This window comes from Flavobacterium arcticum (assembly GCF_003344925.1).
GTDB classification, from domain to species: Bacteria; Bacteroidota; Bacteroidia; order Flavobacteriales; family Flavobacteriaceae; genus Flavobacterium; species Flavobacterium arcticum.
Genome location: NZ_CP031188.1, coordinates 2,414,574 through 2,430,512, shown reverse-complemented (window position 1 = coordinate 2,430,512; position 15,939 = coordinate 2,414,574). Strand labels below are relative to the sequence as shown.

Below are 15,939 nucleotides of genomic sequence, written 5' to 3'. Positions count from 1 at the left end.
CTGATTATTTTTTAATGGCTTCTACAAGCTCTAAAGACTCAATAGCTACTTTGGATGTAAAGATACCATAATTTACAGTGGCTTTATTACGCTCTATAGCGTCGAGTGTTCCTACTGCTTTTCCATCTATCATACGCACCCTATCGCCAATTTTTAATATAGCTTTAGGTTTTTCTACAGGTTTTTCTTTAAGTTTCTTTTCCTTTTTTACTTGTCTTATAACCTCTACTTTTTCTTTTACTTCGGTAATAATTTTCTTTTGCTGTACTTCTTTTACTTTTTGCTCTTTAGGAGTTAGTTTTTTACGTTTAGAGTTTTCTATTTCTACCATCTTTAACAACTCACCAATAAGCTCCTTTTTATTTTTATTATTAAAATACTTATCGCTTATATCGTCTAGTTTTTGCCCTATGTAAATAAGTCGCTGATTAGTATCGTAGAGTTCTTGATAACTTTCTAGTTTTTGCTGTATTTTGGTATTGATGTTTTCCATTTTTTTACCTTCCTCACGAGCTCTACTTTCTTCTTCTTTTAGGTTTAGAGATGTTTTCTCTAGTTTAGAGCGTTCTTTTTGTAATGTAGCAATAGTTTTATCAAAGCGTACTTTACCTTTTTCTATTTTCTTTTTAGCTCTGTTTATAAGCCCGTAGGGAATACCATTTTTCTGTGCTACTTCAAATGTAAATGAGCTACCTGCTTGCCCTAGTATTAATTTATACATTGGTTCGAGCGATTTTTCATCAAAAAGCATATTTGCATTAGTAGCAAAAGGCAATTCGTTGGCTAGCATTTTTAGGTTGCTATAATGTGTTGTAATAATACCAAAAGCTTCCCTGTGGTAAAACTCTTCGAGAAATGTTTCGGCAAGCGCACCACCTAACTCAGGGTCAGATCCTGTACCAAATTCATCAATAAGAAAAAGCGTCTTATCGTTACATTTTCTTAAAAAATGATTCATGTTTTTAAGGCGATAACTATAGGTACTCAAGTGGTTTTCTATCGACTGATTATCGCCAATATCTGTCATAATACGGTCAAACAAAAAGGTCTCACTACGCTCATGTACAGGTATTAGTAAACCACATTGTAACATCAATTGTAATAATCCTATGGTTTTTAAGGTAATACTTTTACCACCTGCATTAGGACCTGATATTACAATAATCCTGTTATCCTGTTTCAATTCAATAGTTTGAGGATATGTAGTTTCTTGCTTACGCTTATTGTTCAGATATAGAATAGGGTGGAAGGCATCCCTAAAAAACAACCTTTTTTCGTTTGTAATAGTAGGTAATATACCATTAATGCGTCTTGCATATTTTGCTTTACCCGAAATGACATCAACATCTGTAAGGAGTTCTTGATATTCTTTTAATAAAGGTATATGAGGACGTATTATATCACTGAGGTTTTTTAATATCTTCTTTACTTCTTCTTTTTCTTCATACTCATAATTACTCAGCTCTCGTGAGTAGCGTAGTGTGGCCTCTGGCTCTATATAAGCTATACTACCCGTTTTAGAGCTACCTAGTATAGATCCTTTCACTTTTCGACGATACATGGCTAATACGGCAAGTACTCTGCGGTTTTCTACTACGCTTTCCCGTATATCATCAAGGTAACCTAAGCCGTTATAATGTGTTAGTGCAGCTGCAAAACTTTGGTTTATTTTCCCCTTTACTTCATTCATCCCTTTACGGATGACTTGTAGTTCTGGCGAAGCATCATCTTTTATATCACCATATTTGTCTATGGCTTTTTCTATGCTTTTTACAATTTCTTTGGTATATTCTACTTGTACAGCTCTTTGGTATAGATTAGGGTAGTATTCTTCAAATTTTTCTAGAAACTTTATAAGGGTATTGGTCGTTTCTGATAATGTAGCAATTTTTCTAAAAGCACCTGATTCAAGGTAACTGTCCTCTATGGCTAGAAATTTTATTTCGTTGTTTATAGCGTCAAAACCATGATTAGGTAATGCATTATTGTTATCAAACGACGATACATATTCTGACGTTTGTAATAATGACTGTAATAACATCTCCTTGTTTCTATGCGGAGTTATTAAAAGTGCTTTCTCTTTTCCGAGTTCGGTAGTACAACCATCCGAAACTGTTTCGAGCACAGTATTAAATTCTAAGTCTTTTAATGTCTTTTCGGTAATATTAATCATCTTTTATTCTAAGCAAATTTTATACAAAAATACTATATATTTATGCTGCTTGTACATTTGGCAGTAAAGTTTAAGATAGCTTTACGCATAGAAATGGTTGTAAAAATTATATTTGCAGTAAACCCTACGATTATGAATGTTGAGATACACCCTTCATGGAAGGAGATACTAAAAGATGAATTTGAAAAACCTTATTTTGAAAATCTTATTGATTTTGTAAAAGAAGAGTATTCTCAAACGACCTGTTACCCGAAAGGCAACCGTATTTTTGCAGCTTTTGATCATTGCACTTTTGATAAAGTCAAGGTTGTAATAATAGGTCAAGATCCTTATCATGGACCTAACCAAGCAAATGGTTTATGTTTCTCGGTGAGTGATGGTATCTCTAAACCACCATCATTAGTAAATATTTTTAAAGAAATACATAACGATTTAGGGAAACCTGTACCCGAATCGGGTAATTTAGAGCGTTGGGCAGATCAAGGAGTGTTATTGCTTAACGCCACACTTACGGTAAGACGAGGACAAGCAGGGAGCCATCAAGGCAAAGGATGGGAAACATTTACGGATGCTGTTATTAAAAAAATATCTGAAGAGAAAAAAGATGTTGTTTTTATGCTTTGGGGTGGTTTTGCTAAAAAGAAAGGTGCTAAAGTAGATAGAACAAAACATGATGTTTTAGAGTCTGGACACCCTTCTCCATTAAGTGCTAATAGAGGGTACTGGTTTGGTAACAAGCATTTTAGTAAAACTAATACTTTTCTTAAAGCAAAAGGTAAGGCTTTAATAGAGTGGTAAGCTTACATTAATTGAATGTAAGTGCACCTAAAATTTCTTCTGACATAAAAGGACCACCAGGATATCTTGCTGTATAATCGAGATTAAGCCATATTTGTCCGCGCTCGTCTATGTGATAATGAATTTCTTTGCCTTTACTTTCGTCTATAAAAAGTACTTCTTTTATAAGGTAATTCGCCATTTCAAGGTCGGCTTTGTTGCCTACAAGCATTTCTGGGTATAAGTGCCCTCCTGTATGAATAATTCTTGGCGTACCACCAATAGCCCTTATACATGCTGACATTAATATAGCATGATCGTCACAATCGCCAGAAAAGTGTTGTAACGATTCGCTGGCATAAGCAATATATTCGCGCCCTTTTGGGTCGTTTACATAGTTCCACTTATCTCGTATTGCTTTAAAAACGGCAAAGCACTGTATCATTTTTCGCTGTTCATGGTACCCTTTTACTTCTTTAAAAAACTTAGTAGTAGCCGAAAGAGCAAAATTACGCACTTTAGGATTATCATATTCGACAGCATCAATAATCTCTGATTTATTAGGGAATGGTAATAGTTTAGAGATAATTATATCCTGTGGGTTAGGGTCGGCAGACATAGTATATATCATAGCCTGATAATCTTCGAATACGGCTTTAAAACCGTACCCCCCGAAAAGTGTACCATATATAAGTGCTATTAAATAAAAGAATATACATATTATAATCACTGTTTTTAATAGTCTTAAAATAACTTGTATAACTACAATTAGAGCAATAAATATGAGTATTCTATCAATATGAAAAGGCCACTCGGGGTCAATTAAGTTTTGGTGTAAGATGATAAAAACAGGAATAGCAATAAGTATATTAAGTGCCAAAATGATAATAGAATCCCATGGCTTCTTTATACTAAGCTTTTCTTTTATTTTTTTAAAAGTAATGGTCTTCGATTCTATCATTTTTTTGTGCCTACAACACTTTTGCTTTATACAGTTGCTATTTCAAATGTAGTTTTCTTAGTAATAATATTTAGTTCAGATAATTGATTTTGTACTTTGTCAAAAGTGGTTTTATCTAGTTTTTGTTGCGACCATTCTGTAAGAGCGAGCCATTCTTGTATATCCTCTACTTTTTGTCCATAACGATTTGCAAGTATTGTATCAATATCAGGTATAGTTTTAAACTCTTTAGTAGTCTTATTTATTATGTTTAAAACTGTTTCTACGGCTTCTTTATTTTTGTCTAAAAATTCGTTGCGAACAGCAATTACAAAACAAGGCCAAGGGGTAGGGCGGTCGCCCACACGTCTAAAGATACCTTTGTCTACAATAGGCTTTGTCATAAAGCGTTCCCACATAAAATAGTCGGCTTTACCCTGGGTAAGACCCTCTACAGCACCATCAAGAGTATTTATTATTTCAAATTGCAGTTTGCTTGTATCCCACCCTTCATTTTTGGCATTTACAATTGCCATTAGGTGAGAGCCTGAACCATAACGACTAATAGCTATTTTACCTTTTTGTATATCGTTAATAGTTTTATAATTTGAACCCGCTGCAACATGTATTCCCCATATTAAAGGAGATTGTACATATACCTGAGCAATTTTACTATCATTACCTGCTGCAATATCTTTAATAAAACCCTCTGTAAGTATTACGGCAATGTCAGTTTCGTTATTACGTAACATTTGACAGAGTTTGCCCGTGCCTTCGGGTACATCTGTCCATACTGCATTTATATTTTGATCACTAAACTGATTATTCTCAATACACAAATGCCAAGGTAAATTAAAATGCTCTGGAACACCTGCTATTCTTACTTTTTTCATCCTAAGAAATTAATTTAAGGATAAAGGTAGTAAGAGAAATTTATATATGTAAGAAACTTAACCTTATTAAAACAAAAAATCTCCAAATTGCTAAATAACAATTTGAAGATTAGAAATAAACAAACGCTAAAAACTAAACTATTTCGGCGGTACAACATTGTTTCATTGTTCCGTCTTTTTTATATTGTATATGCCATGAAAATGCTTCTTCTTGTAAAATAGGGGTATGACCGCCACGCTCGCAAGCTCTTTCAAAATAACTATTCATGGCTTCTTTATAGTCAGGATGTACACAATTATCTATTATAACTTTTGCCCGTTCGCGAGGTGCTAATCCTCTTAGGTCAGCAAGTCCTTGATCAGTAACTAAAATATCTACATCATGCTCTGTATGATCGGTATGTGATACCATAGGTACTACATGCGATATAGAGTTTTCATCTTTAGAGGCTGACTGGGTAACAAATATGCTTAAGTAAGCATTACGAGCAAAATCACCAGAACCACCAATGCCATTCATCATCTTGTTACCTCCTATATGAGTAGAGTTTACATTACCATAAATATCAAACTCTATGGCAGTATTTATAGCTATTACACCTAGCCGCCTTATTACCTCAGGAGCATTGCTAATGTTTTGAGGGCGCAACATTATTTTATTTTTATACTTGTCGAAATTATTATATAACTGTTCATACCATTTTTTAGAAACGGTTAAAGATGATGCAGAAGCAAAGTTCATAACACCAGCATCTATTAGCTCAAAAGTGCTATCCTGTAATACTTCAGAATACATTGTTAGGTTTTTAAAGTTACTTTTTTTAAAACCAGAAAGTACTGCATTAGCTACTTTGCCAATGCCAGCCTGTAAAGGCATAAGCGAATTTGTTAGCTTACCTTGTTGTACTTCTTTTTCAAAAAAACGAATTAAATGGTTTGCTATTGCTGTAGTTTTTTCATCGCATGTAGTTACTGCAGCAGGACTATCGGGTAATTTAGTATACACTATACCTATCACTTTTTTAGGGTCGACTTCAATATACTCTATACCTGCTCTTTCATTTGGTTTTGTTATAGGTATAATAGTACGGTTAGGATAGGGAGATGGGATAAATATATCATGTATTCCTTTAAAGTCTAGCGGTACAGAAGTATTTATCTCAATAATTATTTTATCTGCTAGTTTTGCAAAATTAGCAGAGTTGCCTATAGAGGTAGTGGGTATAATATTTCCGTTTTCATCTATTGCAGATGCTTCTATTATTGCGAGATCTAGTTTGGGTAAATGTTTGTTGTTTAGTAGCTCTACTGTTTCGCTTAGATGCTGGTCTATAAACATAATTTCTCCATTGTTTATTTTCGATCTTAGCACAGGGTCTGCCTGAAAGGGCATTCTTCTATACAACGCCCCATTTGCTGCAAGGTCAGTGTCAGTAGTATGCCCAAGCGAAGCTCCAGTAATCAGTGTAATACCTATATTTTTATATTTTGCCTGTTTTGCAAATGCTGGTAATACAGCTTTACTATCGCCGGCTTTTGTAAATCCACTAGTACCTACCGTCATTTTATCTTTTATAAAATAAGTAGCTTCTATAGCTGTGATTATTTTATCATTATATTCTTCGAATAATATTCTAGTGTTTTTCATATTAAAATGATTTTATTAGACTTAAAAAAATGATTATATAATAAAAAATATGAGGTATTAATTTAATATTAATAATCTATGACACAATTTTACGAAAACGTTTGAATGTCCGTATATTTGTATAAGTCATATATTTATTCATTGCGGACATAATGATTAAAGTAGAGAAAAAAGAGAAGTATTATATTACAGAAGTAGATGCAAATCAGTATAGTATATACTGTCATCATGATTTAATGGGGGAGCTTCTTATTCCTAATCATAGCCATGATAAAGACCAGTTTTTATATACCGAGGGTGGGGTGGTGTATGTAAAAACAGAAAAAAAGACTTATTTTTTACCAGCGCGCCATTTTATGTGGATACCAGCAGGGGTAAAACATAGTATTCATCCTAATGCAGAAGATGTTATAATGCGAAATTTATATTTCCCTAAAGAAGAAATGGGAATGGATTTTTATAAAAAGGAAGGGATATATCCTGTTAATGATTTATTGCTAAATTTATTATTATTTACTAATAGATGGAATGGTAATCTAGAACAAGATACTCGTAATTATACTATAGCTAAAGCTTTAAAAGTACTATTGCCTGAATTATCAGGCAATAGTTTAGAGTTGTCGTTACCACTAGCTAAAGACAAACGTTTACTAAAAATAACAGAATATATTAATGCTCATTTGCATGAACATCTTCTTTTTACGGATATAGCACAGCAGTATGGTTTTAGTACCCGTACCCTACATCGTATTTTTACTAAAGATTTAAGTATGTCTTTTATTCAGTATTTTACAATTTGCCGTATGTTAAGGGCTATAGAGCTGCTTCAAAAAAAGAATATACCTGTAAGTGAAGTAGCCCTATCTGTAGGATATAATAGTTTGCCTAGTTTTAGTAATACTTTTTATAAGTTACTAGGACAGCGCCCATCGGAATATGCAAAGGGTAAAAATATACTTGAAAAATAATTTTGTTATAATGCAGTAATCTTTTCTAAGCTATATGCTATAAGGTTTTCTACAACAGCATAAGGGTCTGCACTAAAAGTACCATTTGGTCTGTTAGCAATTATAGCATTTAAAGATAAAGCATTATGCCCCAGCAATGCCGAAAGCCCATATATAGCGGCTGTTTCCATCTCTAAATTAGTAATTCGGTTCTCTTTATAATTAAAGCTATCCATTTTACTATTAAGCGCTCTATCTTGAATGTCTAATCGTAAAACACGACCTTGTGCACCATAAAAACCACCTGCTGTAGCTGTTAATCCTTTGTGTATTTTCTCACTATCAAAAAGTTGCATTAGTTTTTCACTACCATGCACTACATATGGTCTGCCTTTGCGTAAATCCCAATTTGTGTGCTTGATAAAGGCATCTTCCATCGCTGTATTAGAGATACTATCAATTAAATAGGTACGTAGCATGTTATCGATACCAAGCCCATATTGCGACATTACAAAACTATCTACAGGTATATCTGACTGTAAAGAGCCAGAAGTTCCAACTCTTACAATGTTAAGTGATGTAAGCTCTTTTTTGGGGTGTCTAGTATTTAAATCTATGTTTACTAGTGCATCTAGTTCGTTCATGACAATATCAATATTGTCAGGACCTATACCAGTAGAGAGTACTGTTATTCGCTTGCCTTTATATGTACCTGTTTGGGTTTTAAATTCTCTTTTTTGTGTACTGAATTCAATAGTGTCAAAATGTTGTGTTATTTTTTCAACTCTATCTTGGTCGCCCACAAAAATGATATTATGTGCTATATTTTCAGGTTTTAAATTCAAATGGTAAACACTACCATCAGGATTTAATATTAGTTCTGATTCCTGTATTTTCATTGGTTAATAGTTGTTTCGGATGGTATATAAATTTAGCTGCCTACGCGTTTTATTTTATACCCCTCTTTTGTTAGGTAATCCATTATTTTATCTCGAAAGTTACCTTGTATGATAATTTCATTATCTTTAGCAGAACCACCTACGCCGCATAGTGTTTTAAGTTTTTTGGCTAGTGCTTTCAGGTCATCATCTGTACCTTCAAAACCTTTTATTATGGTAGCCACTTTGCCACCTCTGTTTTTCTTATCAAGATGAGCTTCAAGTCTTTGTTCGCTATTAGATAAGGTTTCCTGCTGTTCGTTGTTATTGTTATACTCAAAGTTTTCGTTGGTGGAAAACACAAAGCCACCAAGGTCTTCAAGACTATTTATTTTCTTTCCCATATTTCCCGTATTTAATTGAGCGCCTTTTATAATTGCGAAAGTAATTGCGTTATAAAATTTAAATTCAAGGTTGCTTCTTTCCTCGCAAAGACTAATTACGTTGTTCTATTTTTTATTATGTACTAAAAATAAAAAAGCATCAGGCTATATAAAACCCAATGCCTTTTTACGGTTATAAAGTTAATTATTATTTTTTGATTAATCCTAAATCTACTAAGCGTTCGTATAGGAAATCGCCTGCTGTTATATCGTTATACTTTTTAGGATTGTTTTCATCAATACAATTCTCTAAACAATCCAGTTTCATTTCGCTTACAGGATGCATAAAGAAAGGTATTGAGTAGCGCGAAGTACCCCATAATTCCTTAGGAGGGTTTACTACTTGATGGATGGTGCTTTTTAGTTTATTATTAGTGTGTCGGCTAAGCATATCACCTACATTAATAACTAATTCGTCGGGTTGTGCTATAGCATCAATCCAATCGCCTTCGTGGTTTTGCACTTGTAGCCCACGCCCTTGTGCCCCCATTAATAACGTAATAAGGTTAATATCACCATGAGCAGCAGCACGCACTGCGTTTTTAGGCTCTTCGGTAATAGGAGGGTAGTGTATAGGGCGAAGTATACTATTACCTTCGGCTATATAATTGTCAAAATAAAACTCGTCAAGACCTAAGTAAAGAGACAAAGCACGCAATACATAAATACCTGTTTTTTCGAGCATTTGATAGGCTTCTTTACCTACGTCATTAAATTTAGGAAGCTCTTTTACTTCTACATTTTCAGGGTACTCTTTGGCATATTTAGAGCCTTCAGGAAGGTATTGCCCAAAATGCCAAAACTCTTTCAGGTCGCCTTCTTTACGCCCTTTGGCGTGTTCTTTACCAAAAGATACATAACCACGCTGCCCGCCAATACCTGGAATTTCATATTGCTCTTTAACATCTACAGGCAGATTGAAAAAGTTTCTTACCTCTGTATAAAGGTCATCTACCAATTGGTCATCAAGAAAATGTCCTTTTAATGCCACAAACCCTATATCTTCATAGGCTTTACCGATTTCATTTACAAATTTTTGTTTGCGTTCCGGGTTACCCGAAAGGAAATCACGCAGATCTACACTTGGTATATTTTGCATAGCTGTGAAAAATTGTTAATAACTTAATAAGGCGTAAAGCCTTGTAGATACAAACATAAGGATATTTTTTTGGATAGAGGATTTGAAAGTTGTTAACAATAAGTCAATATTTGATTTTGTCATATATTAGAGATTTTCTATAAGTAGCTATTTTATAGAAAGCAAAGTAGACATTCTGTTATAGTAACAATTATATTACAATAAATTTAAACTTTAAATATAAAACCCTGCTGTAAAAATGTATTTTTGCAGCTTTATTTTTAAAATTCATACCGATGAAAAAGAATTACCTATTACTTATTTTTTGCTTTATAACCTATTTTACTAATGCACAAGCACCGTTTATTACTACTTGGCAGGTATCAGGCAGTGATTTAACGATTCAACTTCAAATATTTGAAGTTGATGAGTTACCTGATAATTTTACAATTGATTTTGGTGATGGCACAGTATTGACGAATCAATCAGGTACAGTTACACATACTTTTAATAATGAAGGAATTTATACTGTTAGTATGTCAGGAGAATTTAGTTGCATAATGTTAGGATATAACGGAGATTATAACCATGAATTATTGACAGTTGATCAATGGGGAGATACGCAATGGACAAGTATGCAAGGCACATTTTATAATTGTGTTAATTTAAATATAACAGCGACAGATACTCCAGATTTAACTCAAGTTGAAAACATGAGTAGTATGTTTTTGGGAGCTAGTTCCCTGAATCAGTCTTTGAATGATTGGGATGTTGCAAGCGTGGTTAATATGAACTCTATGTTCTACGGAGCATCCTCCTTTAATCAACCTTTGGATAATTGGAATGTTTCAAATGTAATAGATATGAGCCATATGTTTGCCGGTGCAACTTCTTTTAATCAATCTTTAAATGATTGGAATGTTTCAAATTTAATCTATACAACATATATGTTTCAAGGTGCTACTTCCTTTAATGGCTTTTTAAATAATTGGGATGTTTCTAGTGTAACCCATATGCCATATATGTTTCAGGGAGCAAGCTCTTTTAATAAGCCTTTGGACAACTGGGATGTTTCAAATGTGCTTGATATGAGGCATATGTTTTTTAAAGCAAGTTCTTTCAACCAATCCTTAAATAGTTGGGATGTTTCTAATGTAACAAATTTGAGACAAATGTTTCTTGAAGCAAGCTCTTTTAATCAGCCTTTGAACAACTGGGATGTTTCTAATGTAATCGATATGGGATCGATGTTTTATAAAGCAAGTTCTTTCAATCAACCTTTAAATAGTTGGGATGTTTCTAACGTAGTCAATATGGAAGGTACATTTACGGATGCTAATGAATTTGATCAGGATATTTCTAATTGGACTTTTAATAATAATGTGAACTTTGCTGTTTCCAGCGCAAATGGTCACTTTATCGATGGCAGTAGTTTAAGTATTAACAACTACGATACGCTATTAAATAGGTTTAAAGAATTAGGTTTAGAAAATAAAAATATTGGTGCAGAAGGATTGCAATATTGTGATGAAGAAACGAGGGATTATTTAATCAATGAATTAGGATGGGTTATTGAAGGAGATAGTTTAGCGGAAGATTGTACAGCTACTACTGAATTATTTTCTACAGATCAACTATCTATATACCCTAACCCTGTAAATAATATACTGCATATAGATACAAAATCAGGAGTTCAGCTTGAAGCAGTAACTATATATAACTTGCAGGGAAGCCAATTAATACAACAGAGTCAAGACTTTGAAAATATCAATACCGAGAGTTTAAGCTCGGGTATATATATACTAAGTATACAAACCAATATAGGTTCAGCCGAATATAAGCTGATTAAGAATTAGTAAATAAAATGCTTTTTAAAATCCCGTCAACTGACGGGATTTTTTTGTTTAAATAAATTTCTATAACAACTCGATACAATTCTGTTATTTTCTTACATTTGAAAGCACAAACGAATAAGAATCTTTCAAAAATCAATATGAATTTCGACAGAAAACAACTAACCAACGAACAATTACTCGATTTATATAAGAAATTAATAAAACCCAGACTTATAGAAGAGAAGATGCTCATTCTTATCCGCCAGGGTAAAGTTTCCAAATGGTTTAGCGGTATCGGGCAAGAGGCTATCTCAGTAGGGCTTACCGCAGTACTCGATAAAGACGAATATATACTACCCATGCACCGTAATTTAGGGGTGTTTACAGGGCGTAATATTCCGTTATATCGCCTATTCTCACAATGGCAAGGTAAAGCCGATGGTTTTACTAAAGGACGCGACCGTTCGTTCCACTTTGGTACACAAGAGTATAATATTATTGGTATGATATCGCACCTTGGTCCTCAGCTAGGTGTAGCCGATGGTATTGCACTTGCCAATAAGTTAAAGAAAAACGGTAAAATAACCGCTGTATTTACAGGCGAAGGAGCAACGAGCGAGGGCGACTTCCATGAGGCACTAAATGTAGCTTCGGTTTGGGAGCTTCCTGTATTGTTTGTTGTTGAGAATAACGGCTACGGACTTAGTACACCTACTAACGAGCAATACCGTTGCGAAAACATAGCCGATAAGGGCGTTGGTTATGGTATGGAAAGCCATATTATAGATGGTAATAACATATTAGAAGTATATAATAAGCTTAGCGATTTAGTAGCTTCTATGCGCGAAAATCCAAGACCTGTGCTACTGGAGTTTAAAACGTTCCGTATGCGTGGGCATGAAGAGGCGAGTGGTACAAAATACGTTCCGCAAGAACTTATGGATATGTGGGCAGTAAAAGACCCCGTAACTAACTTTAAGGAGTATCTAACAGCCGAAGGAGTACTTACTGAGGAGTATGATAAAGAATTAAGAGCATCAATTAAAAAAGAAATTGATACTGATTATAAAAAAGCATCGGCAGCACCTGCTATAGAAGCTGATTTAAATGAAGAGCTAAACGATGTATATAAGCCTTATACATTTGAAGAAGTTAATCCTAAAGGGGATGAGGATAATGTAAGGATGATTGATGCATTATCGCAAGGACTAAAACAGTCTATGGAACGCCATGACAACCTTGTAATAATGGGACAAGACATTGCTGAATATGGTGGGGCATTTAAAATGACCGACGGTTTTGTAGCGGCATATGGTAAAGAGCGTGTGCGCAATACGCCAATATGCGAGTCGGCTATTGTATCAGCAGGGATGGGCTTGTCGATAAACGGTTATAAAGCAGTTATCGAAATGCAGTTTGGCGATTTTGTTTCGACAGGATTTAACCCGATAGTTAACTACTTGGCTAAAGTGCATTACCGCTGGCAAGAAAACGCCGATGTAGTAGTGCGTATGCCTTGCGGAGCAGGAGTACAGGCAGGACCTTTCCACTCGCAAACTAATGAGGCATGGTTTACTAAAACCCCAGGTCTTAAAGTAGTTTACCCTGCTTTTCCTTATGATGCTAAAGGGCTTATGGCAACTGCTATAAACGACCCAAACCCAGTGATGTTCTTTGAGCATAAAGCATTGTACCGTAGTATGTACCAAGACGTTCCTAAGGATTATTATACATTACCATTTGGTAAAGCTGCTTTGTTAAGAGAAGGAGATGATGTGACCGTTATATCATTTGGGGCAGGAGTACACTGGGCATTAGAAGCACTAGATAAAAACCCTACTATTAAAGCTGATGTTCTTGACCTGAGAACCTTACAACCATTAGATACCGAAGCAATATTTACATCGGTTAGAAAAACAGGTAAAGTTATTATTTTGCAAGAAGATAGTTTATTTGGTGGTGTGGCGAGCGATATTTCGGCTATGATTATGGAAGAATGTTTTGAGCAGTTAGATGCACCTGTAAAACGTGTAGGTAGCCTTGAGAGTGCCATACCGTTTACTAAAGCATTAGAAGACCAGTATTTGCCAAAGCAACGATTTGAAACTACTTTACAAGAACTTATAGCATATTAATAACAACGATATTTTTTTACAAACAACCCCGTCTTGCAAAATGCGGGGTTTGTTTATTGTGCTATAGATAAAACCATTTGGTTTTACTCGGCTTACTCATAATAGAGGCTTAATTTTGCAGTATAACAAGATGTAATTTGCTACGAAATGGTTATAGGTTAAATAATTCTTTATACAACTATTAACAACAGCAGATGTAGTAAATTAGCTTCACAAAATTTTTGCTTATGAGATTTCACACCAGAAAATGGGTAAAACCCGAAGACTTGAACCCGAACGGAACGTTATTTGGCGGTAAGCTACTTGCTTGGATAGACGAGGAAGCCGCGTTATACTCTATAGTACAACTCGAAAACCAACGAGTGGTAACCAAACATATGTCGGAAATTAACTTTATGAGCTCTGCAAAACAAGGCGATATTGTAGAGATAGGAATGGAGGTAGTACGGTTTGGTAAAACCTCTATAGTCTTAAAATCGGAAGTGCGTAACAAAATGACGCGCGAAACTATAATAAAAGTAGACACTATTACTATGGTAAACCTTGACAGCTCTGGGAAATCATTACCACACGGAAAGACACAAATAGAGTATGTTAAAGACCGTATAAAAAAGGATTAACTTTCTATAAAAGGAGCATTGTTTTGCGAAGGTAATTCGAAAATTTCAAGGTCAAAGTATTTTACCGATGCGATAACATGGTCAAATATATCTGCCATAATGTATTCGTAGTTTTCCCAACGTTTATCAGATGAGAAAGCATATATTTCTATTGGGATACCTTTCTCTGTAGGTTGCAGGTGTCGGCACATCATGGTAAGGTCTTTATTTATAGCAGGATGGTTATCTACATACTCGCTTATGTACTTCCTGAACAATCCTAAATTAGTAAGATTTCTACCGTTTACCTGTATTGTTTTGTCTATATCGTTATTGGTATTATATTTCTCAATATCCGATTGCCTGTGATCAATATATGATGAAAGTAATTGTATTTTTTTAAAATTTTCTATTTCATCATTATTTACAAAACGCACGCTATTGGCTTTTATAAGTATATGTCTTTTTATACGTCTACCACCAGAATTTACCATTCCGCGCCAGTTTTTAAACGAGTCAGATATCAGGCTATATGTAGGCACTGTAGTAGTGGTATTGTCAAAATTACGTACTTTAACCGTAGCAAGGTTAATTTCTATAACGTCACCATCAGCGCCATATTTTTCCATCGTTATCCAGTCGCCAATGCGTACTAAGTCGTTAACACTTACTTGTATACTAGCTACAAACCCCAGTATAGTATCTTTAAAAATTAATATAACAACGGCTGATACTGCACCAAATGTACCTACAATACCTATAAAATTGATGCTAAATAATGTCATTATAATAGCTATTGAGGCAAATATCCACAATACTATCATTACTACTTGTATGTAGCTATCTATAGGTTTATCGCTATAATTGGGTTGTATTTTTAGATAATCTTTTAATGAATTTAGAACACTCCTTACAATCCAGAGTACAAGAAAAATCATGAATATACTAACCCCTTTTTCAAATAGAATTTCACCGTTTAAAAAATCTTTAAGTACTAATGGAATAATATAATAGATAAATAATAGCGGAATAAGATGAGCTATATACTTTGATGTTTTGTTGGCTATCAAAAAATCATCAAAAGATGTCTTAGTTTTTTTAGCAAACGATTCAAAAGCTACTATAAGTATTTTTTTAGACAAAAAATCGAGTATATAAGCTATAGCGGCTACACATACTAAATTGACTACTAAATTACTATAAAGTGCTGCGGTATCGCTAAAATCAAGATCTTTAAAAATGTTATACGACCAGTCTAATAATTCCATATAGAAGATAATTTATGCTTTAGTTTTAAAGTACTTTGCTTCAATGTAAAATGTACCAAACGGTATTATTGATGCTACGCAAATAATAAGGAATTTTTTCCAAGCCCAATTGTCTTCTATTTTTAGCATTATGGCAAGTAAAATATAGCCTATAAAAAGTAAACCATGTGCCATTCCTACTATTCGTACAGTTTCGGGCATATCCCATATATACTTTAAAGGCATGGCTACAAAAAGTAGTACTAATAATGATATACCTTCTAGGGTAGCAACTATTTTAAAAAAACGTGTCATATTTTATGATTTTGTGCAAAGGTAACAATCA

The 15,939-nt window shown here is 34.1% G+C and carries 14 protein-coding genes; 5 read left to right on the top strand and 9 right to left on the bottom strand.

Annotation, left to right across the window (positions count from 1 at the left end; genetic code table 11):
• Nucleotides 1-4: 4 nt before the first annotated feature.
• Nucleotides 5-2,173, bottom strand: coding sequence for an endonuclease MutS2 (locus DVK85_RS10960; protein WP_114678478.1), 2,169 nt, complete (start codon nucleotides 2,171-2,173; stop codon nucleotides 5-7).
• Nucleotides 2,174-2,305: 132 nt separating this feature from the next.
• On the opposite strand from DVK85_RS10960, the gene DVK85_RS10955 reads away from it, so the two are divergent.
• The gene (locus DVK85_RS10955; protein WP_114679049.1) at nucleotides 2,306-2,971 is read left to right on the top strand and encodes a uracil-DNA glycosylase; all 666 of its coding nucleotides are present in this window, start codon (nucleotides 2,306-2,308) and stop codon (nucleotides 2,969-2,971) included.
• Between the two features lie 7 nt (nucleotides 2,972-2,978).
• Here the strand turns inward: DVK85_RS10955 and DVK85_RS10950 are convergent, their stop codons facing one another.
• From DVK85_RS10950 to DVK85_RS10940, 3 genes are all read right to left on the bottom strand, one after another.
• Nucleotides 2,979-3,911, bottom strand: coding sequence for a transglutaminase domain-containing protein (locus tag DVK85_RS10950; RefSeq protein ID WP_114678477.1), 933 nt, complete (start codon nucleotides 3,909-3,911; stop codon nucleotides 2,979-2,981).
• 26 nt (nucleotides 3,912-3,937) lie between these two features.
• Entirely contained in the window at nucleotides 3,938-4,783 is an 846-nt protein-coding gene (locus DVK85_RS10945; protein ID WP_114678476.1) for a substrate-binding domain-containing protein, read from the bottom strand.
• 133 nt (nucleotides 4,784-4,916) lie between these two features.
• Nucleotides 4,917-6,431 (bottom strand): succinate CoA transferase, encoded by a 1,515-nt coding sequence (locus DVK85_RS10940; RefSeq protein ID WP_114678475.1) that lies wholly within the window; start codon nucleotides 6,429-6,431, stop codon nucleotides 4,917-4,919.
• 152 nt (nucleotides 6,432-6,583) lie between these two features.
• On the opposite strand from DVK85_RS10940, the gene DVK85_RS10935 reads away from it, so the two are divergent.
• Nucleotides 6,584-7,399: an AraC family transcriptional regulator gene (locus DVK85_RS10935; protein WP_114678474.1), complete on the top strand. Its 816-nt coding sequence runs from the start codon at nucleotides 6,584-6,586 to the stop codon at nucleotides 7,397-7,399.
• Nucleotides 7,400-7,404: 5 nt separating this feature from the next.
• Here DVK85_RS10935 and DVK85_RS10930 read toward each other — a convergent pair whose 3' ends face one another.
• From DVK85_RS10930 to DVK85_RS10920, 3 genes are all read right to left on the bottom strand, one after another.
• Entirely contained in the window at nucleotides 7,405-8,277 is an 873-nt protein-coding gene (locus DVK85_RS10930; protein WP_114678473.1) for a nucleoside phosphorylase, read from the bottom strand.
• A 32-nt stretch (nucleotides 8,278-8,309) separates the two neighbouring features.
• Nucleotides 8,310-8,660 carry a translation initiation factor gene (locus tag DVK85_RS10925; RefSeq protein WP_114678472.1) on the bottom strand — a complete coding sequence of 117 codons (351 nt, stop codon included), beginning with the start codon at nucleotides 8,658-8,660 and terminating at the stop codon, nucleotides 8,310-8,312.
• A gap of 187 nt (nucleotides 8,661-8,847) precedes the next feature.
• Nucleotides 8,848-9,798, bottom strand: coding sequence for an isopenicillin N synthase family dioxygenase (locus DVK85_RS10920; RefSeq protein ID WP_114678471.1), 951 nt, complete (start codon nucleotides 9,796-9,798; stop codon nucleotides 8,848-8,850).
• A 275-nt stretch (nucleotides 9,799-10,073) separates the two neighbouring features.
• Between DVK85_RS10920 and DVK85_RS10915 the strand changes: the two genes are divergently transcribed.
• The 3 genes from DVK85_RS10915 to DVK85_RS10905 all read left to right on the top strand — a co-directional run bounded on the left by DVK85_RS10915 (nucleotide 10,074) and on the right by DVK85_RS10905 (nucleotide 14,367).
• Nucleotides 10,074-11,633 carry a BspA family leucine-rich repeat surface protein gene (locus DVK85_RS10915; protein ID WP_114678470.1) on the top strand — a complete coding sequence of 520 codons (1,560 nt, stop codon included), beginning with the start codon at nucleotides 10,074-10,076 and terminating at the stop codon, nucleotides 11,631-11,633.
• A 137-nt stretch (nucleotides 11,634-11,770) separates the two neighbouring features.
• Nucleotides 11,771-13,747, top strand: a complete 1,977-nt coding sequence (locus tag DVK85_RS10910) for an alpha-ketoacid dehydrogenase subunit alpha/beta (protein WP_114678469.1) — start codon at nucleotides 11,771-11,773, stop codon at nucleotides 13,745-13,747.
• Nucleotides 13,748-13,974: 227 nt separating this feature from the next.
• Nucleotides 13,975-14,367 (top strand): acyl-CoA thioesterase, encoded by a 393-nt coding sequence (locus DVK85_RS10905; RefSeq protein WP_114678468.1) that lies wholly within the window; start codon nucleotides 13,975-13,977, stop codon nucleotides 14,365-14,367.
• Here the strand turns inward: DVK85_RS10905 and DVK85_RS10900 are convergent.
• The gene (locus tag DVK85_RS10900; RefSeq protein WP_114678467.1) at nucleotides 14,364-15,614 is read right to left on the bottom strand and encodes a mechanosensitive ion channel family protein; all 1,251 of its coding nucleotides are present in this window, start codon (nucleotides 15,612-15,614) and stop codon (nucleotides 14,364-14,366) included. The genes DVK85_RS10905 and DVK85_RS10900 overlap by 4 nt on opposite strands.
• 12 nt (nucleotides 15,615-15,626) lie before the next feature.
• Entirely contained in the window at nucleotides 15,627-15,908 is a 282-nt protein-coding gene (locus DVK85_RS10895; RefSeq protein WP_114678466.1) for a DUF3817 domain-containing protein, read from the bottom strand.
• Nucleotides 15,909-15,939: the final 31 nt, after the last annotated feature.